This is a genomic window from Pseudomonas algeriensis (genome assembly GCF_048847255.1).
GTDB lineage: Bacteria > Pseudomonadota > Gammaproteobacteria > Pseudomonadales > Pseudomonadaceae > Aquipseudomonas.
The window spans coordinates 250,071-275,235 of record NZ_JBKKRK010000005.1 but is presented as its reverse complement, the minus strand read 5'-3'; the positions used below and the strand labels follow the sequence as shown (position 1 = coordinate 275,235).

The following is a 25,165-nucleotide window of genomic DNA, read 5'->3' as shown; positions in this document are numbered from 1 at the left end:
GCAGGCCGCTGTTGATGGGCGCTCTCATTAATAGACTCATAGCGAAGGCCCAGACGTCGGTCGACCCTAAAAAAAGCCAACAGGGGTCGGCAATGCCTCAAAAGGGTGCGACAGGGCTCAAGCTCCGACACAACAAGAGCAAAACTGGAGGTTTGAATGAAGTTACTGAAATCCACCCTGGCAGTCGTGACTGCAGCAGCAGTCCTCGGCGTCAGCGGGTTCGCTCAGGCGGGTGCAACCCTGGATGCCGTGCAGAAGAAAGGTTTTGTGCAATGTGGTGTAAGTGATGGCTTGCCGGGCTTCTCGGTGCCAGATTCCACCGGCAAGATCGTCGGTATCGACGCTGACTTCTGCCGTGCCGTTGCCGCTGCGGTATTTGGCGATGCGACCAAGGTCAAGTTCAGCCAGTTGAACGCCAAGGAGCGCTTCACCGCGCTGCAATCGGGCGAAATCGACGTGCTGTCGCGCAACTCCACCATGACCAGCTCCCGTGATGCGGGCATGGGCCTGAAGTTTCCTGGCTTCATCACCTACTATGACGGCATCGGTTTCCTGGCCAACAGCAAACTGGGCGTCAAGAGCGCCAAAGAACTGGACGGTGCAACCATCTGCATCCAGGCCGGTACCACCACCGAACTGAACGTATCCGACTACTTCCGCGCCAACGGCCTGAAATACACCCCGATCACCTTCGACACCTCCGATGAAAGCGCCAAGTCGCTGGAATCCGGTCGTTGCGACGTGCTGACCTCCGACAAGTCCCAGCTGTTCGCCCAGCGCAGCAAGCTGGCCTCGCCAAAGGACTACGTGGTTCTGCCGGAAACCATTTCCAAGGAGCCTCTGGGCCCGGTCGTGCGTAACGGCGACGACGAGTGGCTGGCTATCGTGCGTTGGACTGGCTTCGCCATGCTCAATGCCGAAGAAGCAGGCGTGACTTCGAAGAACGTCGAAGCCGAAGCCAAGTCCACCAAGAACCCTGACGTCGCTCGTATGCTGGGCGCTGACGGTGAATACGGTAAAGACCTGAAGCTGCCTAAGGACTGGGTCGTGCAGATCGTCAAGCAAGTCGGCAACTACGGCGAAATGTTCGAGCGCAACCTCGGCAAAGACACCCCGCTGCAAATCGATCGCGGTCTGAACGCTCTGTGGAACGCAGGCGGCATCCAATACGCACCACCAGTGCGCTGATGGTTCTATCACCCGGTGGGCCAACCACCGGGTGATGTTCTGTTCCATTCTTTGCGGGGCACTTCATGCAAAATTCAATCGGCGCACCTAAGCAGAGGTTCAGCCTCAGCGATCCACGAGTGCGTGCGTGGGTATTTCAGATCGTCACCATCGTGGCGGTCATCTCGCTGGGCTGGTTTCTGTTCGATAACACACAAACCAACCTGGAACACCGGGGCATCACGTCCGGTTTCGGTTTTCTGGAGCGCAGTGCCGGGTTCGGCATCGCCCAACATCTGATCGACTACACCGAAGCGGACAGTTATGCCCGCGTCTTTGTCATCGGTCTGCTCAACACCCTCCTGGTGACCTTCATTGGCGTGATCCTGGCGACCATCCTGGGGTTCATCATCGGCGTCGCACGCTTGTCGCAGAACTGGATCATCTCCAAGCTGGCGACCGTCTATGTGGAGGTTTTCCGTAACATCCCACCGCTGTTGCAAATCCTGTTCTGGTACTTCGCCGTATTCCTGACCATGCCGGGACCACGGGCTGCCCACAATTTCGGTGACACGTTCTTCGTCAGCAGCCGGGGCCTGAACATGCCGGCGGCGCTGGTGGCCGATGGGTTCTGGCCGTTCGTGATCAGCATCGTGCTGGCGATTGTCGCGATCGTGCTGATGACGCGCTGGGCCAACAAGCGCTTCGAAGCGACGGGCGAGCCGTTTCACAAATTCTGGGTCGGCCTGGCGCTGTTCCTGGTGATCCCGGCAATCTGCGCTTTGGTCTTCGGGGCGCCTGTGCATTGGGAAATGCCACAGCTCAAGGGCTTCAACTTCGTCGGTGGCTGGGTGTTGATCCCGGAGCTGCTTGCGTTGACCCTGGCCTTGACCGTGTACACCGCGGCGTTCATCGCCGAGATCGTGCGCTCGGGCATCAAGTCGGTCAGCCATGGCCAGACCGAGGCGGCCCGTTCCCTGGGGCTGCGCAACGGTCCGACCTTGCGCAAAGTCATCATCCCGCAAGCCCTGCGTGTGATCATTCCGCCCTTGACCAGCCAATACCTGAACCTGGCGAAGAACTCTTCCCTGGCGGCTGGTATCGGTTACCCGGAAATGGTTTCGCTGTTTGCCGGCACGGTGTTGAACCAGACCGGCCAGGCCATCGAGGTGATTGCGATCACCATGAGCGTGTACCTGGCGATCAGTATCAGCATTTCCTTGCTGATGAACTGGTACAACAAGCGCATTGCGCTGATCGAGCGGTGAGGAAACGCGCATGACATCTCATACTTTCAAACCCGACATGCCACCGCCGAGCAGCAGTATCGGCGTGGTGGCATGGATGCGCGCCAACATGTTCTCCAGCTGGCTCAACACGCTGTTGACGTTGTTTGCGTTCTACCTGATCTACCTGATCATTCCGCCGATCCTGCAATGGGCGATCCTGGATGCCAACTGGGTCGGCACCACCCAGGCCGACTGCACCAAGGAAGGCGCCTGCTGGGTGTTCATCCAGCAGCGTTTCGGCCAGTTCATGTACGGCTATTACCCGACGGGCCTGCGCTGGCGCGTGGACCTGACCGTGTGGCTGGCCGTGATCGGCGTGGCGCCACTGTTCATCTCGCGCTTCCCGCGCAAGGCGATCTACGGCCTGAGCTTCCTCGTGCTGTACCCGATCATCGCCTGGTGCCTGTTGCACGGCGGCGTGCTGGGCCTGGATACCGTGGCGACCAGCCAGTGGGGCGGCCTGATGCTGACTCTGGTGATCGCCACCGTCGGCATCGCCGGAGCCTTGCCGCTGGGTATCGTCCTTGCACTTGGCCGTCGCTCCAACCTGCCGGCGATCCGCGTGGTCTGTGTGACGTTCATCGAGTTCTGGCGCGGCGTGCCGTTGATCACGGTGCTGTTCATGTCTTCGGTGATGCTGCCGCTGTTCCTGCCCGAAGGCATGAACTTCGACAAGCTGCTGCGGGCATTGATCGGGGTGATCCTGTTCCAGTCGGCCTATGTGGCCGAAGTGGTGCGCGGCGGCCTGCAAGCCATTCCGAAGGGGCAGTACGAAGCGGCCGCGGCGATGGGCCTGGGTTACTGGCGCAGCATGGGCCTGGTGATCCTTCCACAGGCACTGAAGATGGTGATCCCGGGGATCGTCAACACGTTCATTGCGCTGTTCAAGGACACGAGCCTGGTGATCATCATCGGCCTGTTCGACCTGCTCAACAGCGTGAAACAAGCTGCCGCCGACCCGAAATGGCTGGGCATGGCCACTGAAGGCTATGTGTTCGCCGCCCTGGTGTTCTGGATTTTCTGTTTTGGTATGTCCCGCTATTCCATGCATTTGGAACGCAAGCTGGACACTGGCCACAAGCGTTAGGAGTTGACTCATGAGTGAAGCGATCAAACAGCCTGTGAGCCCTGAAGGCATTATTCAGATGCAGGGCGTGAACAAGTGGTACGGCCAGTTCCACGTGTTGAAAGATATCAACCTGAACGTCAAGCAGGGCGAGCGCATCGTGCTGTGCGGCCCGTCGGGTTCCGGCAAGTCCACGACTATCCGCTGCCTCAACCGCCTGGAAGAGCACCAGCAGGGTCGCATCGTGGTCGACGGCGTCGAGCTGACCAACGACCTCAAGCAGATCGAAGCGATCCGTCGTGAAGTCGGCATGGTGTTCCAGCACTTCAACCTGTTCCCGCACCTGACCATTCTGCAGAATTGCACCCTGGCGCCCATGTGGGTGCGCAAGATGCCCAAGCGCAAGGCCGAGGAAATCGCCATGCATTACCTGGAACGCGTTCGCATTCCAGAGCAGGCGCACAAATACCCGGGTCAGCTCTCCGGTGGTCAGCAACAGCGCGTGGCGATCGCCCGTGCCCTGTGCATGAAACCGAAAATCATGCTGTTCGACGAACCGACCTCGGCCCTCGACCCGGAAATGGTGAAAGAGGTTCTGGACACCATGATCGGCCTGGCCGAAGACGGCATGACCATGCTCTGCGTAACCCACGAAATGGGCTTCGCCCGTACCGTGGCGAACCGTGTGATCTTCATGGACAAGGGTGAAATCGTCGAACAGGCCGCGCCGAACGACTTCTTCGACAACCCGCAGAACGACCGCACCAAGCTGTTCCTGAGCCAGATCCTGCATTGATCTGATTAGGCGGCGAAATAGACCCGGACTTGTCCGGGTTTATTTTTGTCCGCAGGTCAGAGATCCGCCGTGTCGCGTTCCCCATGGCGACTCGACAGCAGTCGCTGCAAATCGGCTCCGTCACTCAGCGCAACGACCTCAGCCATCAGATGCGGATGGCGATCAAGCAGCCGCATCAGCACGAACAGCGATTGAGCCGGGGCGACTTCGCCGCGCTCATAGCGGGAGAAGGCGTTGTGTCCGCCTCCCGACAACAGCTTCACTGCGTCTTTTTGCGTGAGGTGCAGTTTGCGCCGGATGCGTTTGATTTCCGCACCTATGGCCAGCGCATAATCTTCGAGCAACAGGTCGCTGGCCTTGGAATAACGCTCGGCACTGTCAGTGTCGTGATCGAATTCGATTTCCCCGCAGATCCGGCATTCCCATCCGGCGATGTCGGATACTTGACGGGTAACCTGCTTATAGTCGACCGCAAATGTGCGGCCTTGGAAGTGATGCATCGCTTCGAGAGTGCCGCAGCTGACGCATTGCTGGGTTTTCATTGGTTTTTCTCCTTGAAGGAGATCACCGGATGCCCACCGCCGGGGCGATAGGACACTTTGATGTAGATCTCCCGATCCTGAAATGTTGTGTGATAGACGTCTTGCCAGATTCGGTGATCGGCGTAGGTCGTCATTGATTTGTGCAGCATTCTGTATTCGAGCAATTGAACGATTCGCAGCATTTGGGGAAGACTCAGCGACATCCTTCTGCCGCCCTCCCGCGCACTTAGCGTGAAGGCCTTGCTTCCCAACCTGCGAGTCTCGACCTTGACCACCGCCAGGTCGTAATGGGGTGTGCTCTTTTCCATAAGAAGTCATTTGCCCTGTTTCTGAAATTACCCATATTGGGTAATTATGTCCAATCGAAATTTCAGGATCTTTTACCTCCAATAAAACGTAGGCGGTTGCTGTCCTACACGAAGCTGACTAACATGTCAGAAAATTCATCCCATGATTGGATGAAAAGGCGAAGCCCATGTCCGACATTTCTCCATTGATAAAGCGCTCGTTGGTCGATCAGGCCTTGGAGCAATTGCGCCAACGCATCAGCGACGGCGTGTGGGTCGTCGGCCAGCGCCTGCCCACCGAGCCGGAGCTGGTTGCCGAGTTGGGCATCAGCCGCAACACCGTGCGCGAAGCCATGCGCGTGCTGGCGTTTTCCGGGTTGATCGAGATCCGCCAGGGCGACGGCAGCTATGTGCGGGCGGTGGTCGATCCGCTGGACACGCTCAAGGCGTTGTCGCGCTGCTCGCTGGAGCAGGCGAGGGAAACCCGGCACATCCTGGAAGTGGAGGCCATTGGCCTGGCGGCGCTGCGGCGTACCGATGAGGATTTGCTTGCCTTGCGCCAGGCGCTGAAAACCAGCGGCGAGCATTACCACGGCGACCTGGAGCACTACATCGCCTGCGACCTGATTTTCCATCGGCTTCTGGTGGATGCCGCGCATAACCCGGCCCTCAGCGAGCTCTATCGTTATTTTTCCAGCGTGATCGGCGCGCAGTTGCGCCAGAGCCTCAACGTCATTCCTCGCCATCAACACGTGTTTGACCTGCATGTCGAAATCCTCGACGCCGTCGAACGACAGGAGCCGGAGCGGGCCAAGGCCCTTTGCCGGCAGTTGATCAATGAACCCTGAACCAGAGCTTTCCATGTCCCGCGACCCGCTTGACCACGCCACCGCGACGACGCACAAACGTGCCGCCGAACTCGAAGAACTGCTGATCGACGCCGAAGCCGACGATGAGCAAGCCCAGCAGAACCATCCATTGGTGCGCCGGCCCTGGCTGTTGTTGCTCGGGCTGATTCTGGTGGCGCTGAACCTGCGTCCGGCTCTGTCGAGCATGGCGCCGCTGCTCAGTGATGTATCAAAAAGCCTTGGACTGTCGGCTGCCCAAGCGGGCCTGCTGACTACGCTGCCCGTGCTTTGCCTGGGGTTGTTTGCACCGCTGGCTCCGGTTCTGGCTCGGCGTTTTGGCGCAGAGCGCGTCGTGTTGGGGATTTTGCTCACGTTGGCTGGCGGGATCATTCTGCGCAGTTCGTTCGGCCAGTTCGGGCTGTTCGCCGGTAGCATCCTGGCAGGTGCCAGCATTGGCGTGATCGGCGTGCTGCTGCCGGGCATCGTCAAGCGCGACTTCGCCAAACAGGCTGGGGCCATGACCGGTGTCTACACCATGGCGCTGTGCCTGGGCGCCGCGATGGCGGCCGGGGCTACGGTGCCTTTGAGCGAACGAATGGGCGATAGCTGGTCGCTTGGCCTGGGTTTCTGGATGTTGCCTGCGCTATTGGCCGCGGTGTTCTGGTTACCGCAAGTTGGGCACAAGCACGGCGCTCACAACGTGGCCTATCGTGTCCGCGGTCTGCTGCGTGATCCGTTGGCCTGGCAGGTGACGCTGTACATGGGGTTGCAGTCTTCCCTGGCCTACATCGTATTCGGTTGGCTGCCGTCGATTCTCATCGGCCGGGGCCTGACGCCAACCCAGGCCGGGCTGGTGCTGTCCGGTTCGGTGATCGTGCAATTGATCAGCTCGCTGGCGGCGCCATGGCTGGCAACGCGCGGCAAGGACCAACGGCTCGCCATCGTGATTGTGATGGTCATGGCCCTCGGCGGTCTGTTCGGTTGCCTCTATGCCCCTATCGAGGGCCTGTGGGGCTGGGCGATCTTGTTGGGGTTGGGGCAGGGCGCGACGTTCAGCCTGGCCCTTACCCTGATCGTATTGCGCTCGCGCGATGCCCACGTGGCCGCGAACCTTTCGAGCATGGCCCAGGGCTTTGGTTACACGCTGGCGTCCCTGGGGCCGTTCGCGGTGGGCGTGGTACATGACTGGACTGGCGGCTGGAGTGCTCTGGGCTGGATCTTCGGCGTGATTGGCCTGGGGGCGATCATCGCGGGAATCGGTGCCGGTCGGGCTCTGTACGTCGGCGTGGTCAGCGAAAGAGTCACCGAGCCTCATTGATATCATTTTCATGGCGAATGACGATGGTCTTCCCGGCGGCGGGGGATTATCGTGCAGGCCTGTCGAACCGTTTCCCGGAGCCTGTCCATGAGTGATGCCCATAACGCCCTGATCACCCGTTTCTACCAGGCCTTCCAACGCTTGGATGCCGAGGCCATGAGCGCTTGTTATACCGATGACGTGGTGTTCAGCGATCCGGCGTTCGGCGAACTGCGCGGGCGCGATGCCGGTGACATGTGGCGCATGTTGACCACTCGGGCCAAGGATTTTTCCCTGACGTTCGACAATGTGCGCAGCGACGAGCGCAGCGGCGGCGCCCATTGGGTGGCAACGTACCTGTTCAGCCAGACCGGCAATATCGTGGTCAACGATATCCAGGCGCGCTTTGTGTTTCGCGATGACAAGATCTGCGAGCACCACGACAATTTCGATCTGTGGCGCTGGTCTCGCCAGGCTTTGGGCGCCAAGGGTCTCTTGCTGGGCTGGACGCCGCTGGTGCGCAACGCTGTCAGGGCGCAGGCCCTCAAGGGGCTGCGGGCGTTCCAGGCCAGTCGCTGATAAGATCGCGGCTTGTTTCCTACCTGCTTGTTGAACATCCGTGACGACCGCCAACGAATCTTCCGAGCTGTGCGTGCCCGAGGCGACCGAGCCGGGCAAGCCCTGGTTCGTCTACCTGGTGCGGGCCGCCAATGGCTCGTTGTACTGCGGCATCAGCGATGACCCGGTGCGGCGCTTCGCCAAGCATCAAAGCGGCAAGGGCGCGCGCTTCTTCCTGTCCAGCCCGGCCGTGGCGCTGGTGTACACCGAGGCCTGTCGCGACAAGGGCGAGGCCCTGCGCCAGGAACGGCTGATCAAGAAGCTCAGGAAGAGCGCCAAGGAATGCCTGGTAGCCAGCGCAACGGCTCTTGATCAACCGCGCTGATAGTCCTTCATCACGCCGGTAGGCTGTTGTTCCTTGGCGCGCTAAAGTGCGGGACTTCCTACCTGCATTGGCGAATCTCATGTCAGAGCTGATTCTTCATCATTACCCGACATCTCCTTTCGCGGAAAAAGCCCGCCTGCTGCTGGGTTATAAAGGCTTGGCCTGGCGCTCGGTGAACATCCCGCCGATGATGCCTAAGCCCGACCTGACCGCGCTCACCGGCGGCTACCGCAAGACACCGGTCCTGCAAATCGGCGCGGATATCTATTGCGACACCGCCTTGATGGCTCGTCGGTTGGAGCAGGAAAAAGCCTCGCCGGCGCTGTTCCCTGAAGGTCGTGAAATGATCGCGGCGTCCTTTGCGGCGTGGGCCGATTCGGTGGTGTTCCAGCATGCGGTGAGTCTGGTGTTCCAGCCGGAGTCGGTGGCGGTGCGTTTTGCCAAGTTGCCGCCTGAAGCGATCAAGGCGTTCATCAGCGACCGCGCTGGCCTGTTCAGTGGCGGCACGGCCACGCGCTTGTCCGCCGAGCAGGCCAAGCACCAATGGCCGGCGATCATGGCGCGGCTTGAGCAGCAGTTGCAGCGCGAAGAGGGGGATTTCCTGCTGGGTGATCCTTCGATTGCCGACTTTGCCATGGCTCATCCGCTGTGGTTCCTCAAAGGCACTCCGGTGACCTCGCCGCTGGTGGACGTATATCCGGCTGTTTCGGCATGGCTCGCGCGAGTGCTGGGTTTCGGCCACGGCGCGTCGAGCCAGATGAGTGCCGAAGAAGCCTTGGGGGTTGCCCGCAATGCGACGCCGGCCGCGCTGCCGGATGAGTCGTTTGAAGAGCCGAACGGGTTCGCGGTTGGGCAGCAGGTGACCATCGCCGCGACGGACTATGGTGTCGATCCGGTGGCTGGGGAGTTGCTGTTTGCCGGTAGCGAGGAATTGATTCTGCGTCGCGAAGATGAGCGTGGCGGGGTGGTGCATGTGCACTTTCCGCGGTTTGGATTTCGGGTCGAGACCCGATGAACAACGAATGATCTTGTGGGAGCGAGCTTGCTCGCGATGGGCCAGGGCAATCAATATTGATGTTGAATGTCAGTCCGCTATCGCGAGCAAGCTCGCTCCCACAGGGGGGGTGTTCACAGGATCTGCGTTTGCCGCTAATCACTGTGTAGGAGCGAGCTTGCTCGCGATGAGGCCCTTAAGCCTATATCGCGGGCACTTCTTCAGCACCCTGTCTGCATCAGTTGCGGCGCTTGAGCTGATCAGTCAGCGATGTCGGCAACCCCTTGATGATCAACGTCCCAGCCTCTTCGTCATACTCAATCTTCGAGCCCAGCAAGTGCGCTTCGAAGCTGATGGACAAGCCTTCGGCGCGGCCGGTGAAGCGGCGGAACTGGTTGAGGGTGCGTTTATCGGCGGGGATTTCCGGCGATAGGCCGTAGTCCTTGTTGCGGATGTGGTCGTAGAAGGCTTTCGGGCGCTCTTCGTCGATCAGCTCGGAGAGCTCTTCCAGGCCCATCGGCTCACCGAGCTTGGCCTGGCTGCTGGCGTAGTCCACCAGGGTCTTGGTTTTCTCCCGGGCATCGTCTTCCGGCAGGTCTTCGCTTTCGACGAAGTCGCTGAAGGCCTTGAGCAGGGTGCGGGTCTCGCCGGGGCCGTCGACGCCTTCCTGGCAGCCGATGAAGTCACGGAAGTACTCCGAAACCTTCTTGCCGTTCTTGCCCTTGATGAACGAGATGTACTGTCTGGACTGCTTGTTGTTCTGCCATTCCGACACGTTGATCCGCGCCGCAAGGTGCAACTGGCCCAGGTCCAGGTGGCGGGACGGGGTCACGTCCAGCTCGTCGGTGACTGCCACGCCTTCGCTGTGGTGCAGCAGGGCGATGGCCAGGTAATCGGTCATGCCCTGTTGGTAGTGGGCAAACAGCACGTGGCCGCCTACCGACAGGTTGGACTCTTCCATCAGTTTTTGCAGGTGTTCCACCGCCACACGACTGAAGGCGGTGAAGTCCTTACCGCCGTCCAGGTACTCCTTCAGCCAGCCGCTGAACGGATGCGCGCCGGACTCGGCATGGAAAAATCCCCAGGCCTTGCCTTGCTTGGCGTTATAGCTCTCGTTGAGATCGGCGAGCATGTTCTCGATGGCCGTGGATTCGGCGAGTTCAGAGTCGCGGGCGTGAAGCACAGCAGGCGTGCCGTCGGGTTTTTTGTCGATCAGGTGGACGATGCAATGACGGATCGGCATGGATTTCTCGGCTGGTGAAAGAGAGGAGGGCGCGCTCCCCGAAAAAGGGCTCAGTGTACCGCAATCACTGGTTTTGCAACGCGTCGAAGGCCCTTTCAGACCCTTCCGACACCCTGCGAGCATTTTTTTACCGATTTAGCGCAATAAAGCTGACCAAATGGGTAGGTAGAGGCGGATATTTCACAGGCGTTGTGCTAGTTTTGCCCGGTCTTACGCGATGTCACTGCGTTAAGCGTGCATTCAGCATTTGTCAGGTCGAACCAAACCCGGATTTCGGCATCTATTACCCCGATCCGTCGTGGTGATGACCGAGGGCGGCTGATCAGACAGATCGGGCTCGATGGCTGACACTGCACTCTGCAATCCATATGAATTTGATAGGGAAGGAACACTACATGGCTCTTACTAAAGACCAACTGATCGCTGATTTGGCTGAATCTGTAGACGCACCTAAAGCTACCGTGCGTGCTCTGCTGGACCAACTGGGCCAAGTCGTTGCCGATCAGCTGGAAAACGGCGGCGAACTGACCTTGCCAGGCGTTGGCAAGCTGAAAGTCACCGAGCGTCCTGCCCGTACCGGTCGCAACCCTTCGACTGGCGCAGCCATCGAAATCCCGGCCAAGAAAGTGATCAAGCTGGTTGTGGCCAAAGGCCTGACCGACGCGGTCAACAAGTAAGACCGCCCGATAAAAACCGTGCCGCGGAGCGATCCGGGCACGGTTTTTTATTGCCTTGGAAAAACCAGTGAGACGGCAATGCTGTCGCAGTAAACCCGTGGCGAGGGAGCTTGCTCCCGCTGGGCTGCGCAGCAGCCCCAACTGCGAGTACTTTGTATTGGGTGGCTCCACTCAGCCCTTGCGAACCCAACGCGACTGGCCCCAAGCCTGTTGCTGTGCCTCGGTCTGGAAGGTCCAGGCCACGAAGCGGCTCTGTTTTTGTCCCTGGGACATTTCCACCACCTGACTATGCAAGGCCCCCGCCTTTTTCAGCGCTGTCTCGATGGCCGGCAGGTTCGACGCCTTCGATACCAGGGTGCTGAACCACAACACTTGGCCCGCCACCTGTGCGCTTTCGCTGATCAGTTGCGTGACAAACCGCGCCTCGCCGCCCTCGCACCACAACTCCGCCGCCTGGCCGCCGAAGTTCAGCACCGGTAACTTGCGCTTCGGATCCGCTTTGCCCAGCGCGCGCCATTTGCGCTGGCTGCCCTTGGTCGCTTCTTCCAGGGAGGCGTGAAACGGTGGGTTGCACATCGTCAGGTCGAAGCGTTCGGCGCTTTCCAGAAGGCCCAGCAGAATCTGCTTGCGGTTGGTTTGCTGGCGCAACTGGATGGCCTTGGTCAGCCCGTTGGACTGCACGATCGTCTTGGCCGAGGCAATCGCCGTCGGATCGATCTCCGAGCCGAGGAAATGCCAGCGGTAATCGCTGTAGCCGATCAGCGGATAGACGCAATTGGCGCCGGTGCCGATATCCAGCACCTTTACCGCAGCCCCGCGGGGGATTTCACCTTCGTTGTGGCTGGCGAGCAGATCGGCGAGAAAATGCACATAGTCCGCACGCCCTGGCACCGGCGGGCACAGGTAGTCAGCGGGAATGTCCCAATGCGCGATGCCGTAAAACGATTTGAGCAGCGCCCGGTTGAACACCCGCACGGCTTCAGGGCTGGCGAAATCGATGCTTTCCTTGCCGTAGGGGTTGATGATTACGAACCTCGCCAGTTCGGGCGTGCTCTTGATCAGCGCCGCAAAGTCATAACGGCCCTGGTGGCGGTTGCGCGGGTGCAGGCTGGCTTTCTCCCGTGGCGCCTTGGCCTCGGTGGCAGGCTTGGGCTTCTGGCGGGCAGGCTTGGGTGTGCGAGGGGCGGTCATGGGCGGGTCGATTCGGGGCTGGTCAAAAAGTGGCGAGCATTGTCCCACATCTGGTCCGTTCTTGATGACTGCGCGGGTTAAATGTGGGAGCGAGCAAGCTCGCTCCCACAGGGGGGCGATACCTGAAAGAAAAGTGGCAGGCATAAAAAAGGAGGTCGAGCTGGACCTCCCTTTTCATTGCGAACAACCGTTACAGACTGGAAATCCGCGCGTGTTGCTCGGCCAGCTTGCCCAGGGCCAGCTCAGCCTCGGCCAACTTGGCCCGTTCCTTCTCGATGACTTCGGCCGGCGCCTTGTCGACAAAGCCGGCGTTCGACAGCTTGCCGCCAACGCGCTGGACTTCACCCTTCAGGCGCAGGATTTCCTTGTCCAGGCGCGCCAGTTCGGCGGCCTTGTCGATCAGCCCGGCCATCGGCACCAGCACTTCCATCTCGCCAACCAACGCGGTGGCCGACAGCGGCGCCTCTTCGCCGGCAGCCAGCACGGTCACCGATTCAAGCTTCGCCAGCTTCTTGAGCAGCGCTTCGTTCTCATTGAGGCGGCGCAGGTCTTCGGCGCTGGCGTTTTTGAGGAACAGGGTCAGCGGCTTGCCCGGACCGATGTTCATTTCGGCGCGGATGTTGCGCAGGCCGAGCATGAAGGTCTTCAGCCACTCGATGTCGTCTTCGGCCGCCGGATCGATGCGGCTCTCATTGGCCACCGGCCATGGTTGCAGCATGATCGTTTTGCCCTGTGCACCAGCCAGCGGCGCGACGCGCTGCCAGATTTCCTCGGTGATGAACGGCATGAACGGATGCGCCAGGCGCAAGGCCACTTCCAATACCCGAACCAAGGTGCGACGGGTGCCGCGCTGGCGCTCGACCGGAGCGTTTTCGTCCCACAAAACCGGCTTGGACAGTTCCAGGTACCAGTCGCAATACTGGTTCCAGATGAACTCGTACAGCGCTTGCGCCGCCAGGTCGAAACGGAACTGGTCGAGCTGGCGGGTTACTTCGGCTTCGGTGCGTTGCAGCTGGGAAATGATCCAGCGATCCGCCAGGGTCAGCTCGTAGGCTTCGCCGTTCTGGCCGCAATCTTCGCCTTTATCCAACACGTAACGCGCGGCGTTCCAGATCTTGTTGCAGAAGTTGCGATAGCCTTCGACGCGGCCCATGTCGAACTTGATGTCGCGGCCGGTGGATGCCAGCGAACAGAAAGTGAAACGCAGGGCATCAGTGCCATAGCTGGCGATGCCGTCGGCGAATTCTTCGCGGGTGGCTTTCTCGATCTTCTTCGCCAGTTTTGGCTGCATCAGGCCGGAGGTGCGTTTCTGCACCAGGGTTTCCAGGTCGATGCCGTCGATGATGTCCAGCGGATCCAGGACGTTGCCCTTGGACTTGGACATCTTCTGGCCCTGGCCGTCGCGCACCAGGCCATGGACGTAAACGGTCTTGAACGGCACCTGAGGGGTACCGTCTTCGTTTTTCATCAAGTGCATGGTCATCATGATCATCCGGGCGACCCAGAAGAAAATGATGTCGAAGCCGGTGACCAGCACGTCGGTGGAGTGGAATTTCTTCAGGAATTCGGTCTGCTGCGGCCAGCCTAGGGTGGAGAAGGTCCACAGGCCGGAGCTGAACCAGGTATCGAGAACGTCGTTGTCCTGTTGCAGGGCAACGTTCGGGCCGAGGTTGTGCTTGGCGCGGACTTCGGCTTCATCGCGGCCAACGTAGACCTTGCCCGACTCGTCGTACCAGGCCGGGATGCGATGACCCCACCACAGCTGACGGCTGATGCACCAATCCTGGATGTCGCGCATCCACGAGAAGTACATGTTTTCGTATTGCTTGGGCACGAACTGGATGCGGCCGTCTTCCACGGCGGCAATCGCCGGCTCGGCCAATGGCTTGGTGGACACGTACCATTGATCGGTCAGCCACGGCTCGATGATGGTGCCGGAACGGTCGCCTTTCGGGACTTTCAGGGCGTGATCATCGACGCTCACCAGCAGGCCGGCGGCTTCGAAGGCCGCGACGATCTGCTTGCGTGCCTCGAAGCGGTCAAGGCCGGCGTATTCGGCCGGGATCTGGCCGTCGACGTTCTCGTTCAGCGTGCCATCGAGGTTGAATACCTGGGCTGCTGGCAAGACATTGGCGTTCTTGTCGAAGATGTTCAGCAGCGGCAGGTTGTGGCGCTTGCCGACTTCGTAGTCGTTGAAATCGTGGGCCGGGGTGATTTTCACGCAACCGGTGCCGAATTCAGGGTCGCAATAATCGTCGCCGATGATCGGAATACGACGGCCCACCAACGGCAGCTCGACAAACTTGCCGATCAATGCCTTATAGCGCTCGTCGTTCGGGTTCACCGCCACGGCGGCGTCGCCGAGCATGGTTTCCGGACGGGTAGTGGCAACGATCAGGTAATCCTTGCCTTCGGCGGTTTTGGCGCCGTCGGCCAGCGGGTACTTCAGGTTCCACAGGAAACCCTTCTCGTCGTGGTTCTCCACTTCGAGGTCGGAAATCGCCGTGTGCAGCTTGGTGTCCCAGTTGACCAGGCGCTTGCCGCGGTAAATCAGACCGTCTTCATGCAGGCGCACAAAGGCTTCCTTCACCGCTTCCGAGAGACCGTCGTCCATGGTGAAGCGCTCGCGGCTCCAGTCCACGGACGAACCGAGGCGGCGGATCTGGCGGGTGATGGTACCGCCGGACTCCTCTTTCCATTCCCAGACTTTCTCCAGGAATTTTTCGCGACCCAGGTCATGACGGTTCTGGCCCTGGGCTTCGAGGCGGCGCTCCACCAACATCTGGGTGGCGATACCGGCGTGGTCGGTGCCCGGTTGCCACAACGTATTACGACCTTGCATGCGACGGAAACGGATCAGGGCGTCCATGATCGCGTTGTTGAAACCGTGGCCCATGTGCAGGCTGCCGGTGACATTCGGCGGCGGGATCATGATGGTGTAGGAATCGCCCGCGCCTTGCGGAGCGAAATAATTCTCGGACTCCCAGGTGTTGTACCAGGAAGTTTCAATGGCGTGCGGCTGGTAGGTCTTATCCATGCGCGGCGGGACCCTATAGGCATTTATTCAGGAAAAGCCGGGAAGTATAGCGGGCAGGGCTGGTGCAAGCCACAAGCTGCGATGAATGCGGAGACAGTTGACCCCTGTGGGCGCGAGCTTGCTCGCGATAAGGCCATCACATTCAACATTGATGGTGACTGACAGCCCGCTATCGCGAGCAGGCTCGCTCCCACAGGATGTTCACAATGAGGCGGAGGACGCTATTGGTACTGGCTCAACAACCGCTCCATCCGCGCATCCAACCGGCGCTTGATCTCGGTCTCGATATGCGGTGCGAAGTCGTCGATGACGTCTTGCATGATCAACTGCGCGGCGGCGCGAAGTTCTCGGTCCAGGTGTAGCAAGGCGTCGGGGCCTTTCGGTTCTGCCTTGGTGGCTGGCTGGGGTTCAGGCTGGCCGTTGATCGGGTCGAACAGCAGCGGGATTTGTTCGTCATGCACCGGCTCGTGCTCCACCGTATCGGTCAGCAGCGGCGGTTGCAGGTTGTCATCGCCGAGCAGTTGGCGGATCGACTCGAGGTCATCCAGCAGTTGCGCGGGTTTTTGCGAAGGTTTTGGAGTATCCATCGTAGGCTCAGAGTCGCTGTAAACGGTGGTCTTGCAGAGGATAGCCCTGTTCACGGTAGAAACGGAAACTCTCCCGAGCGGCTTGCCGGATGGCCGGGTCTTCCACCACCACTTCCGCCACCCGGGCGAAGCGCTGGGCGAAGGCCGGCACTTTCAGGTCGAGGTTGACCAGCAGGTCGTGGTGTTGCCCGCAGTCATTCCCAAGCCCGAGTACGATCAAGCCCTCGGGTTCGTTTTCGGCAGGGCCATGGGGCACGAAGCTCTCGCCCTTGAACGCCCACAAGCGCGCATCGAGGTCGTCACGCTGGGCGGCATCGCTGCAATGCAGGTAGATGCGATGGCCCATGCGCCAGGCCTTTTCGGTGAGTTTGCAGGCGAAATCCAGCCGCGCCGAGGGATCGGCGCTGGGCAGGATATAGAAATCGACTTTGGTCATTGCGGTTCCTGGATCGCCGATGCGCCGCCCGAAGGCGACGTACCGGCGATCATCAGTGTCAGGCTTTGGCGCGGTCCAGCAGGTACTGGGTCAACAGGGGGACCGGACGGCCGGTGGCGCCCTTGTCCTTGCCGCCGCTGGTCCAGGCCGTGCCGGCGATGTCCAGGTGCGCCCAATTCAAGTTCTTGGTGAAGCGCGACAGGAAGCACGCCGCCGTGATGGTCCCGGCTTTCGGGCCGCCGATGTTGGCGATGTCGGCGAATGGGCTGTCCAGCTGTTCCTGGTACTCGTCGAACAACGGCAGTTGCCAGGCGCGGTCGTCGGCTTGCTGGCCGGCGCTCAGCAATTGGGCGATCAGCTCGTCATTGTTGCCCAGCAGGCCCGAGGTATGGGCGCCCAAGGCAACCACGCAGGCGCCGGTCAGAGTGGCGATGTCGATCACCGCTTGCGGCTTGAAGCGTTCGGAGTAGGTGAGGGCGTCGCACAGCACCAAGCGGCCTTCGGCGTCGGTGTTGAGGATTTCGACAGTCTGGCCGCTCATGGTGGTGACGATGTCGCCAGGGCGCGACGCCGTGCCGCTGGGCATGTTCTCGGCGCAGGCGAGGATGCACACCAGGTTGATCGGCAATTGCAGTTCGAGCACGGCGCGCAGGGTGCCGAACACGCTGGCGGCGCCGCCCATGTCATATTTCATTTCGTCCATGCCGGCGCCGGGCTTGAGGCTGATGCCGCCGGTGTCGAAGGTGATGCCCTTGCCGACCAGCGCGTACGGCTTCTCGGATTTCTTGCCACCGTTGTATTGCATGACGATCAGGCGCGGCGGCTGGGCGCTGCCCTGGCCGACGGCATAGAACGAGCCCATGCCCAGGTCCTTGATCTTCTTCTCGTCGAAGACCTCGACCTTGAGACCCTTGAATTCCTTGCCAAGCGCCTTGGCCTGTTCGCCCATGAAAGTCGGGTGGCAGATGTTCGGCGGCAGGTTTCCCAGGTCACGGGTGAAAGCCATGCCGTTGGCAATGGCGGTGGCATGGGTCACGGCGCGCTGGACTTCGGCCTGGGCGGCCTTGATGGTCAGCAGGGTGATTTTCTTCAGGGCACGCGGTTCGGCTTTCTGGCTCTTGAAGCGGTCGAACTGGTACTCGCCGTCAATCAGGGTTTCGGCCAGCAGGCGATTCTTGCCGTAGCTGTCGCGGCCTTTGACTATCAGTTCGTCCAGCGCCAGTGCAGCGTCGCCGCCACCGAGGTTTTTCAGGGTGGCCAGCACGCCGGCGATGATCTTGCGCAACGGACGGTCGCCCAGTTCGGCGTCCTTGCCCACGCCCACCAGCAGCACACGGTCGGCCTTGAGGTTGGGCAGGTTGTGCAGCAACAGGCTCTGGCCGACCTTGCCGGCCAGGTCGCCGCGCTTGAGCACGGCGCTGATTGCACCGCCGCTCAGGGCGTCGAGCTGGCTGGCAACGACACCGAGCTTGCGGTTTTCACCCACGGCAACCACCAGGGTGGCGGTCTTCAACGTTTCTGGGCTGACGCTTTTTACAACCAGTTCCATGTCCGGATCCTTGAGTCAATGGTCAAGAGGCCAGGCGCCACGACGACATTGGCGCGCTGAACAGCTGTCTTCTATAAAAAGAAGCGCCGGGGCTTGCCGGCGACAAAGGCGGCAGTTTGAACCTCGGCGCCCGAGCCTGACAACCCTGGCAATCGTTAACTTTTTGGCCATGAAGCGTCTGCTTAAAGCGTGCGCAGTGACAGGCGCCTCCAATCACAGGATAATGCGGCTCTTTTTTCGGCGGCTCGCATTGTGGGCCGGCTCGATACGTTTGCTAGTTTGGCCGCCTTAGGGTTTGTATGAAAAGTCGCGCAGGCGCTTCTCGTACAAGGCCCAGCCTGACAATCCTGGAGTGTCTGGTTTGATCGTCTTCCGTTACCTATCCCGCGAAGTCCTGTTGACCCTGAGCGCCGTCAGCGCCGTGCTGCTGGTCATCATCATGAGCGGGCGCTTCATCAAATACCTCGCCCAGGCGGCCTCCGGTGCCTTGGACCCGGGCTCCCTGTTCCTGATCATGGGGTTCCGCCTGCCGGGCTTCCTGCAATTGATTCTGCCGCTGGGGCTGTTCCTCGGCATCCTGCTGGCCTATGGGCGCTTGTATCTGGACAGCGAAATGACCGTGCTGTCGGCCACCGGCATGAGCCAGCAACGGCTGTTGCGCATCACCTTGTTCCCGGCAACGCTCGTGGCGCTGGTGGTCGCGTGGCTGAGCCTGAGCCTGTCGCCGCAAGGGGCCAACCAGTTCCAGCTGTTGATCAACCAGCAGGACGCCATGACCGAATTCGACACCTTGGTACCGGGGCGCTTCCAGGCCCTGCGGGACGGGACGCGGGTCACTTATACCGAACAGCTCTCGGACGATCGCATCGACCTGGGCGGCGTCTTCATTACCCAGAAGAATGTGTCTTCTGACACCAAGAAGGATCGGGGCATTTCCGTGCTGGTGGCTGAAAAAGGTCGCCAGGAAATCAACCCCGACGGCAACCGCTACCTGATCCTTGAAAATGGCTATCGGTACGATGGCACGCCAGGCCAGGCCAACTACCGGGCGATCAAGTACGACACCTACGGCGTATTGCTACCCAAGCCGGAGGCCAGCGACGAAGTCACCGATCGTGACGCCATGTCCACGGCCAGCCTGCTGGGCAACGACGACATCCGCGCCCGCACCGAGCTGCAATGGCGCCTGTCGCTGCCGCTGCTGGTATTTATCGTGACGCTCATGGCGGTTCCGCTGTCGCGGGTCAATCCGCGCCAGGGCCGTTTCCTCAAGTTGTTGCCGGCGATTCTTTTGTATATGGCTTACCTGACCATCCTGATTTCCGCCCGCAGCGCCCTGGAAAAAGGCAAGATTCCGCCGACGCTGGGCCTGTGGTGGGTGCATTCGATATTCCTGGCCATTGGCCTGGGGCTGCTCTACTGGGAGCCACTGCGCCTGAAGCTCGCAAGTCGTCGCAGCGCGCTGGAGGTGGCCCGTGGTTAAGCTCGATCGCTACATCGGCAGCAGCGTATTCATGGCGATCCTCGCCGTATTGGGGATCATTCTTGGCCTGGCGACCTTGTTCGCGTTCATTGATGAAATGGGCGATGTCAGCGATACCTATACGCTGCTGGACGTGGCGAGCTACGTATTGCTGACCGCGCCGCGCCGCTTGTACGACATGCTGCCGATGGCCGCATTGATCGGCTGCCTGATCGGCCTGGGCAGCCTGGCGAGCAACAGCGAACTGACCATCATGCGCGCCGCTGGCGTGTCCATCGGTCGGATCGTCTGGGCGGTGATGAAACCCATGCTGGTGCTGATGCTGGTGGGTGTGCTGATCGGCGAGTACGTCGCCCCGGCCACCGAGAATACCGCCCAGGCCAACCGCTCCCTGGCCCAGGGCGGCGGTGACGCGCAAAGCGCCAAGCACGGTCTGTGGCACCGCCAGGGTGAAGAGTTCATCCATATCAACTCGGTCCAACCCAACGGAACCTTGTATGGCGTGACCCGCTACCGTTTCGACGATCAGCGGCATATGTTGTCCTCCAGCTTCGCCAAGCGGGCCCAATTCGCCGACGATCACTGGCAACTGAGCGATGTCACCACCACGCTGTTCCATGACAAGCGCACCGAAGTCGTCGCCGCACCGCAGGAACGCTGGGACGTGGCGCTCAGCCCGCAGTTGCTCAGCACCGTGGTCATGGCGCCGGACTCGTTGTCCATCACCGGATTGTGGGGGTACATCCATTACCTGGCGGACCAGGGCCTGAACAACGGTCGCTACTGGCTGGCTTTTTGGGTCAAGGTGTTGCAACCCCTGGTGACCGCTGCGCTGGTGTTGATGGCCATCTCCTTCATCTTCGGTCCGCTGCGCTCCGTGACCCTTGGCCAACGGGTATTCACCGGTGTGCTGGTGGGCTTTACTTTCCGCATTGCCCAGGATCTGCTCGGGCCATCGAGCCTGGTGTTCGGCTTCTCGCCATTGTTCGCGGTGCTGGTGCCGGCCGGCGTCTGCGCGTTGGCCGGGCTCTGGCTGTTGCGCCGGGCAGGTTGATTCAACGCTCGATGTGGCGAGCAAGCATCCTCGCCACACATGCTCATCGACAGGCGAGCGTGACGCTTGCGCGGTGTATCGGGTACAATTCCCGGCTATTTTTCGGCGGGCCATGCCTGCAGCCTTTTTGAGTGTTGATCCGTGAGTGATTTGAGTCATATCCGCAATTTCTCCATCATCGCCCACATTGACCATGGCAAGTCGACGCTGGCTGATCGCTTCATCCAGATGTGCGGCGGCCTGGCCGAGCGTGAAATGGAAGCCCAGGTCCTGGACTCCATGGACCTCGAGCGTGAACGCGGGATCACCATCAAGGCCCACAGCGTTACCCTTTACTACAAGGCTCGCGACGGCATTACCTACCAGCTCAACTTCATCGATACCCCGGGCCACGTCGACTTCACCTATGAAGTCAGCCGGTCGCTGGCGGCCTGTGAAGGTGCGTTGCTGGTGGTCGATGCCGGCCAGGGCGTCGAGGCCCAGTCGGTCGCCAACTGCTACACGGCCATCGAGCAGGGCCTGGAAGTCATGCCGGTGCTGAACAAGATCGACCTGCCCCAGGCCGATCCGGACCGCGTGAAGGAAGAAATCGAAAAAATCATCGGCATCGATGCCACCGACGCGGTCACGTGCAGCGCCAAGACCGGCCTGGGCGTGGATGAAGTGCTCGAGCGCCTCGTCACCACCATTCCCGCGCCGACCGGCAATATCGAAGATCCGCTGCAAGCGTTGATCATCGACTCCTGGTTCGACAACTACCTGGGCGTGGTTTCCCTGGTTCGCGTGCGCCATGGCCGCGTGAAGAAGGGCGACAAGATCCTGGTCAAGTCCACCGGCAAGATCCACCTGGTGGACAGCGTCGGTGTCTTCAACCCGAAACACACCGCTACCACCGACCTGAAGGCCGGTGAAGTGGGCTTCATCATCGCGGGTATCAAGGACATTCATGGGGCGCCGGTGGGCGATACCCTGACCTTGAGCTCCACCCCCGATGTCGACGTCCTGCCCGGTTTCAAACGCATCCAGCCACAGGTCTACGCCGGCCTGTTCCCGGTCAGTTCCGACGACTTCGAAGACTTCCGCGAAGCCCTGCAAAAGCTGACCCTGAACGACTCGTCCCTGCAGTACACCCCGGAAAGTTCCGACGCCTTGGGCTTTGGCTTCCGTTGCGGGTTCCTCGGCATGTTGCACATGGAAATCATCCAGGAGCGCCTGGAGCGCGAGTACGACCTGGACCTGATCACCACGGCGCCGACGGTAATCTTCGAGCTGCTGCTCAAGAACGGCGAGACTATCTACGTCGACAACCCGTCCAAGCTGCCGGACCTGTCGGCCATCGAAGACATGCGCGAGCCGATAGTGAGGGCCAACATCCTTGTGCCCCAGGAGCACCTGGGCAACGTCATTACCCTGTGCATCGAGAAGCGCGGCGTGCAGCACGACATGCTGTTCCTCGGCTCGCAGGTCCAGGTGACCTACGACCTGCCGATGAACGAAGTGGTGCTGGACTTCTTCGATCGCCTGAAATCCACCAGCCGCGGCTATGCTTCGCTGGACTATCATTTCGATCGTTACCAATCGGCTAATCTGGTGAAACTGGATGTGCTGATCAACGGCGAAAAAGTCGATGCCCTGGCATTGATCGTGCACCGCGACAACGCGCACTACAAAGGTCGTGCGTTGACCGAGAAGATGAAGGAGCTGATTCCGCGGCAGATGTTCGATGTGGCAATCCAGGCCGCCATTGGCGGGCAGATTGTGGCGCGTACAACCGTCAAGGCACTCAGAAAGAACGTATTGGCCAAATGCTACGGCGGCGACGTCAGCCGTAAGCGCAAGCTGTTGGAAAAGCAGAAGGCCGGTAAAAAACGCATGAAGCAGGTCGGCAACGTGGAAATTCCACAGGAAGCCTTCCTCGCGGTGCTCAGGTTGGATAGTTAGGTCCTATGTCGCTAAATTTCCCGCTGTTGCTGGTTATCGCCGTGTTTGTCTGCGGCCTGTTGGCGTTGCTTGATCTGTTGTTCCTGGCGCCTCGGCGCCGGGCCGCCATTGCCTCTTATCAGGGCAGTGTCAGCCAGCCTGACGGCGTGGTCATTGAAAAGCTCAACAAGGAACCGCTGCTTGTCGAGTACGGCAAGTCGTTCTTCCCGGTGCTGTTCATCGTGCTGGTGCTGCGCTCGTTCCTGGTGGAGCCGTTCCAGATTCCGTCCGGTTCGATGAAGCCCACCCTGGATGTGGGCGACTTCATCCTGGTGAACAAGTTTTCCTATGGGATCCGGCTGCCAGTGATCGACAAGAAGGTCATCGAGATCGGCGACCCGCAACGCGGCGACGTGATGGTGTTCCGCTTCCCAAGCGATCCGAACGTCAACTACATCAAGCGTGTGGTGGGCCTGCCGGGCGACAAGATCCGCTATACGGCCGACAAACGTTTGTTCGTCAATGGCGAACTGGTGGCCGAGCAGTTGATCGGTTCCGAACCGGGCACGCTGGGCAGTGCCGAGCTCTACAAGGAAAAGCTCGGCGAGGCAGAACACCAGATCCGCAAGGAAATGAGCCGCTACCGCGCCACGCCGGACCATTCATGGACCGTGCCGGCCGGGCACTATTTCATGATGGGCGACAACCGCGACAACTCCAACGACAGCCGTTACTGGGATGATCCGAACATACCCAAGGACATGTTGGGCATGGTCCCCGACCGCAATATTGTCGGCAAGGCCTTTGCGGTCTGGATGAGCTGGCCGGAACCCAAACTCAGCCACCTGCCGAACTTCTCGCGGGTAGGGTTGATCAAGTAATCACACACGGCGCTGTTGAACACAGCGCCGAATGCATTTCTGGAGCCTGCACAAGGCTGCCCGAAGGCATGAAGCCAACGATAGTCAGGACGTCATTTTTGAACACAGCGTTAATTGTCCCAAGCCAACGGCGCCTTGCCGCCGTGGCGGTGGAATCCAGCCACGAACTCAGCGTGGGTAAACCGTGAGCGTTTCTCTAAGCCGCCTCGAGCGTCAGCTCGGCTACACCTTCAAGGATCAGGAGCTGATGCTCCTGGCCCTCACTCACCGCAGTTTTGCCGGGCGCAACAACGAGCGCCTGGAATTCCTCGGCGATGCCATCCTCAATTTCGTCGCCGGCGAGGCGTTGTTCGAACGCTTTCCCCTGGCTCGCGAAGGCCAGTTGTCGCGTTTGCGCGCAAGGCTCGTGAAAGGTGAGACCCTGGCCGTATTGGCCCGGGGTTTCGACTTGGGCGAGTACCTGCGCCTGGGTTCCGGCGAACTGAAAAGCGGTGGTTTCCGCCGCGAATCGATCCTCGCCGACGCCCTGGAGGCATTGATTGGCGCGATCTACCTGGACTCGGGCATGGAAATGGCGCGCGAGCGCGTGCTGGCCTGGCTGACTTCCGAGATCGACAGCCTGACGCTGGTGGACACCAACAAGGACCCCAAGACCCGCTTGCAGGAATTTTTGCAATCGCGCAGTTGCGAACTGCCACGCTACGAAGTGGTGGATATCCAGGGGGAACCGCATTGCCGAACCTTTTTCGTCGAATGCGAAGTGGTCTTATTGAATGAAAAAAGCCGTGGCCAGGGCGTGAGCCGTCGTATCGCCGAACAGGTAGCGGCCGCCGCAGCACTGATCGCCTTGGGCGTGGAGAATGGCAATGACTGATACAACCGTCACCCGATGCGGCTATGTCGCCATTGTCGGTCGGCCGAACGTGGGCAAGTCCACGTTGCTGAACCACATCCTGGGCCAGAAGCTGGCGATCACCTCGCGCAAGCCTCAGACCACGCGCCACAACATGCTGGGCATCAAGACCGAAGGCGATGTGCAGGCGATCTACGTCGATACTCCGGGAATGCACAAGGGCGGTGAGAAGGCCCTGAACCGCTACATGAACAAGACTGCCTCGGCAGCGTTGAAAGATGTTGACGTGGTGATCTTCGTGGTAGACCGCACCAAGTGGACCGAAGAAGACCAGATGGTCCTCGAGCGCGTCCAATACGTGACCGGTCCCTTGATCGTGGCGCTGAACAAGACCGACCGCATCGAAGACAAGGCAGAGCTGATGCCGCACCTGACCTGGTTGCAGGAACAGTTGCCGAACGCGCAAATCATCCCGATCTCCGCCCAACACGGTCACAACCTCGACGCGCTGGAGCGGGTGATCGCCGAGCACCTGCCGGAAAACGATCATTTCTTTCCTGAAGACCAGATCACCGACCGCAGCAGCCGTTTCCTCGCCGCCGAGCTGGTGCGCGAGAAAATCATGCGCCAGATGGGCGCCGAGCTGCCGTACCAGATCACGGTGGAGATCGAGGAATTCAAGCAACAGGGCAAGACCCTGCACATCCATGCCTTGATCCTCGTCGAGCGTGATGGCCAGAAGAAGATCATCATTGGCGACAAGGGCGAGCGCATCAAGCGCATCGGCACCGAGGCGCGCAAGGACATGGAGCTGCTGTTCGACTCCAAGATCATGCTCAACCTGTGGGTCAAGGTGAAAGGCGGCTGGTCCGATGACGAGCGCGCGTTGCGTTCGCTGGGTTACGGCGACCTGTAATCGTTAATGTGAGTACATGAATGCCACTGTGGGAGCGAGCCTCTGTGGCGAGGGAGCTTGCTCCCGCTGGGCTGCGAAGCAGCCCCCGGATCTGCGATCGCATCTAGCC

24 protein-coding genes are annotated in these 25,165 nt (G+C 60.4%); 16 read left to right on the top strand and 8 right to left on the bottom strand.

From position 1 onward, the window contains the following. The first annotated feature begins 156 nt into the window (after nucleotides 1-156). The 4 genes from ACLK1G_RS10490 to ACLK1G_RS10475 all read left to right on the top strand — a co-directional run bounded on the left by ACLK1G_RS10490 (nucleotide 157) and on the right by ACLK1G_RS10475 (nucleotide 4,318). Nucleotides 157-1,188, top strand: coding sequence for an amino acid ABC transporter substrate-binding protein (locus tag ACLK1G_RS10490; protein ID WP_186610954.1), 1,032 nt, complete (start codon nucleotides 157-159; stop codon nucleotides 1,186-1,188). A 65-nt stretch (nucleotides 1,189-1,253) separates the two neighbouring features. Beyond that, complete coding sequence (locus tag ACLK1G_RS10485) at nucleotides 1,254-2,435, top strand: amino acid ABC transporter permease (RefSeq protein WP_420765378.1); 1,182 nt, start codon at nucleotides 1,254-1,256, stop codon at nucleotides 2,433-2,435. A gap of 10 nt (nucleotides 2,436-2,445) precedes the next feature. Continuing rightward, nucleotides 2,446-3,543 carry an amino acid ABC transporter permease gene (locus tag ACLK1G_RS10480; protein ID WP_420765377.1) on the top strand — a complete coding sequence of 366 codons (1,098 nt, stop codon included), beginning with the start codon at nucleotides 2,446-2,448 and terminating at the stop codon, nucleotides 3,541-3,543. A gap of 10 nt (nucleotides 3,544-3,553) precedes the next feature. Next, nucleotides 3,554-4,318, top strand: coding sequence for an amino acid ABC transporter ATP-binding protein (locus ACLK1G_RS10475; RefSeq protein ID WP_003178331.1), 765 nt, complete (start codon nucleotides 3,554-3,556; stop codon nucleotides 4,316-4,318). A 56-nt stretch (nucleotides 4,319-4,374) separates the two neighbouring features. Here the strand turns inward: ACLK1G_RS10475 and ACLK1G_RS10470 are convergent, their stop codons facing one another. Both ACLK1G_RS10470 and ACLK1G_RS10465 read right to left on the bottom strand, forming a co-directional pair. Continuing rightward, the gene (locus ACLK1G_RS10470; RefSeq protein WP_420765376.1) at nucleotides 4,375-4,860 is read right to left on the bottom strand and encodes a type II toxin-antitoxin system MqsA family antitoxin; all 486 of its coding nucleotides are present in this window, start codon (nucleotides 4,858-4,860) and stop codon (nucleotides 4,375-4,377) included. Continuing rightward, nucleotides 4,857-5,168 carry a type II toxin-antitoxin system MqsR family toxin gene (locus ACLK1G_RS10465; protein WP_420765375.1) on the bottom strand — a complete coding sequence of 104 codons (312 nt, stop codon included), beginning with the start codon at nucleotides 5,166-5,168 and terminating at the stop codon, nucleotides 4,857-4,859. Before ACLK1G_RS10465 ends, ACLK1G_RS10470 begins: the two co-directional genes overlap by 4 nt. Nucleotides 5,169-5,335: 167 nt before the next feature. Between ACLK1G_RS10465 and ACLK1G_RS10460 the strand changes: the two genes are divergently transcribed. The 5 genes from ACLK1G_RS10460 (at nucleotide 5,336) to ACLK1G_RS10440 (ending at nucleotide 9,250) form a co-directional block, all read left to right on the top strand. Next, a complete protein-coding gene (locus ACLK1G_RS10460) occupies nucleotides 5,336-5,995 on the top strand; it encodes a FadR/GntR family transcriptional regulator (protein ID WP_420765374.1) in 660 nt (219 codons plus the stop codon). Continuing rightward, on the top strand, nucleotides 5,985-7,313 hold the full coding sequence (locus ACLK1G_RS10455) for a CynX/NimT family MFS transporter (RefSeq protein ID WP_420765373.1): 1,329 nt from the start codon (nucleotides 5,985-5,987) through the stop codon (nucleotides 7,311-7,313). The genes ACLK1G_RS10460 and ACLK1G_RS10455 overlap by 11 nt, the downstream gene beginning before the upstream one ends. 87 nt (nucleotides 7,314-7,400) lie before the next feature. Next, nucleotides 7,401-7,871, top strand: coding sequence for a nuclear transport factor 2 family protein (locus ACLK1G_RS10450; RefSeq protein ID WP_420765372.1), 471 nt, complete (start codon nucleotides 7,401-7,403; stop codon nucleotides 7,869-7,871). Nucleotides 7,872-7,911: 40 nt separating this feature from the next. Further along, nucleotides 7,912-8,235, top strand: a complete 324-nt coding sequence (locus tag ACLK1G_RS10445; RefSeq protein ID WP_420765371.1) for a GIY-YIG nuclease family protein — start codon at nucleotides 7,912-7,914, stop codon at nucleotides 8,233-8,235. A gap of 79 nt (nucleotides 8,236-8,314) precedes the next feature. After that, nucleotides 8,315-9,250 (top strand): glutathione S-transferase family protein, encoded by a 936-nt coding sequence (locus tag ACLK1G_RS10440; RefSeq protein ID WP_420765370.1) that lies wholly within the window; start codon nucleotides 8,315-8,317, stop codon nucleotides 9,248-9,250. 217 nt (nucleotides 9,251-9,467) lie between these two features. On the opposite strand, the gene yejK is transcribed toward ACLK1G_RS10440, so the two are convergent. Further along, the gene (gene yejK, locus ACLK1G_RS10435; RefSeq protein ID WP_420765369.1) at nucleotides 9,468-10,472 is read right to left on the bottom strand and encodes a nucleoid-associated protein YejK; all 1,005 of its coding nucleotides are present in this window, start codon (nucleotides 10,470-10,472) and stop codon (nucleotides 9,468-9,470) included. Nucleotides 10,473-10,867: 395 nt separating this feature from the next. Between yejK and ACLK1G_RS10430 the strand changes: the two genes are divergently transcribed. Continuing rightward, nucleotides 10,868-11,149, top strand: a complete 282-nt coding sequence (locus tag ACLK1G_RS10430) for an HU family DNA-binding protein (protein WP_030139622.1) — start codon at nucleotides 10,868-10,870, stop codon at nucleotides 11,147-11,149. 171 nt (nucleotides 11,150-11,320) lie between these two features. Here ACLK1G_RS10430 and rlmF read toward each other — a convergent pair whose 3' ends face one another. From rlmF to ACLK1G_RS10405, 5 genes are all read right to left on the bottom strand, one after another. Further along, complete coding sequence (gene rlmF, locus ACLK1G_RS10425; RefSeq protein ID WP_420765368.1) at nucleotides 11,321-12,340, bottom strand: 23S rRNA (adenine(1618)-N(6))-methyltransferase RlmF; 1,020 nt, start codon at nucleotides 12,338-12,340, stop codon at nucleotides 11,321-11,323. Between the two features lie 190 nt (nucleotides 12,341-12,530). Further along, nucleotides 12,531-15,377 carry a valine--tRNA ligase gene (locus ACLK1G_RS10420; RefSeq protein ID WP_420765367.1) on the bottom strand — a complete coding sequence of 949 codons (2,847 nt, stop codon included), beginning with the start codon at nucleotides 15,375-15,377 and terminating at the stop codon, nucleotides 12,531-12,533. 221 nt (nucleotides 15,378-15,598) lie between these two features. Next, nucleotides 15,599-15,964, bottom strand: a complete 366-nt coding sequence (locus ACLK1G_RS10415; RefSeq protein ID WP_420765366.1) for a DNA polymerase III subunit chi — start codon at nucleotides 15,962-15,964, stop codon at nucleotides 15,599-15,601. 7 nt (nucleotides 15,965-15,971) lie between these two features. Next, a complete protein-coding gene (locus ACLK1G_RS10410) occupies nucleotides 15,972-16,400 on the bottom strand; it encodes a DNA polymerase III subunit chi (RefSeq protein WP_420765365.1) in 429 nt (142 codons plus the stop codon). A 58-nt stretch (nucleotides 16,401-16,458) separates the two neighbouring features. Beyond that, nucleotides 16,459-17,949: a leucyl aminopeptidase gene (locus ACLK1G_RS10405; protein WP_420765364.1), complete on the bottom strand. Its 1,491-nt coding sequence runs from the start codon at nucleotides 17,947-17,949 to the stop codon at nucleotides 16,459-16,461. Nucleotides 17,950-18,310: 361 nt separating this feature from the next. Here ACLK1G_RS10405 and lptF point away from each other — a divergent pair, with 361 nt between their 5' ends. The 6 genes from lptF (at nucleotide 18,311) to era (ending at nucleotide 25,056) form a co-directional block, all read left to right on the top strand. After that, nucleotides 18,311-19,432, top strand: coding sequence for an LPS export ABC transporter permease LptF (gene lptF, locus ACLK1G_RS10400; RefSeq protein WP_420765363.1), 1,122 nt, complete (start codon nucleotides 18,311-18,313; stop codon nucleotides 19,430-19,432). Then, the gene (lptG, locus tag ACLK1G_RS10395) at nucleotides 19,425-20,486 is read left to right on the top strand and encodes an LPS export ABC transporter permease LptG (protein WP_420765362.1); all 1,062 of its coding nucleotides are present in this window, start codon (nucleotides 19,425-19,427) and stop codon (nucleotides 20,484-20,486) included. The genes lptF and lptG overlap by 8 nt, the downstream gene beginning before the upstream one ends. 141 nt (nucleotides 20,487-20,627) lie before the next feature. Continuing rightward, a complete protein-coding gene (gene lepA / locus ACLK1G_RS10390; protein WP_245142437.1) occupies nucleotides 20,628-22,427 on the top strand; it encodes a translation elongation factor 4 in 1,800 nt (599 codons plus the stop codon). A gap of 5 nt (nucleotides 22,428-22,432) precedes the next feature. Continuing rightward, on the top strand, nucleotides 22,433-23,287 hold the full coding sequence (lepB, locus tag ACLK1G_RS10385; RefSeq protein ID WP_420765361.1) for a signal peptidase I: 855 nt from the start codon (nucleotides 22,433-22,435) through the stop codon (nucleotides 23,285-23,287). A gap of 184 nt (nucleotides 23,288-23,471) precedes the next feature. Further along, a complete protein-coding gene (gene rnc / locus ACLK1G_RS10380) occupies nucleotides 23,472-24,161 on the top strand; it encodes a ribonuclease III (RefSeq protein ID WP_245142433.1) in 690 nt (229 codons plus the stop codon). Continuing rightward, nucleotides 24,154-25,056: a GTPase Era gene (gene era / locus ACLK1G_RS10375; RefSeq protein ID WP_039591481.1), complete on the top strand. Its 903-nt coding sequence runs from the start codon at nucleotides 24,154-24,156 to the stop codon at nucleotides 25,054-25,056. The genes rnc and era overlap by 8 nt, the downstream gene beginning before the upstream one ends. The last annotated feature ends 109 nt before the right edge of the window (nucleotides 25,057-25,165 follow it).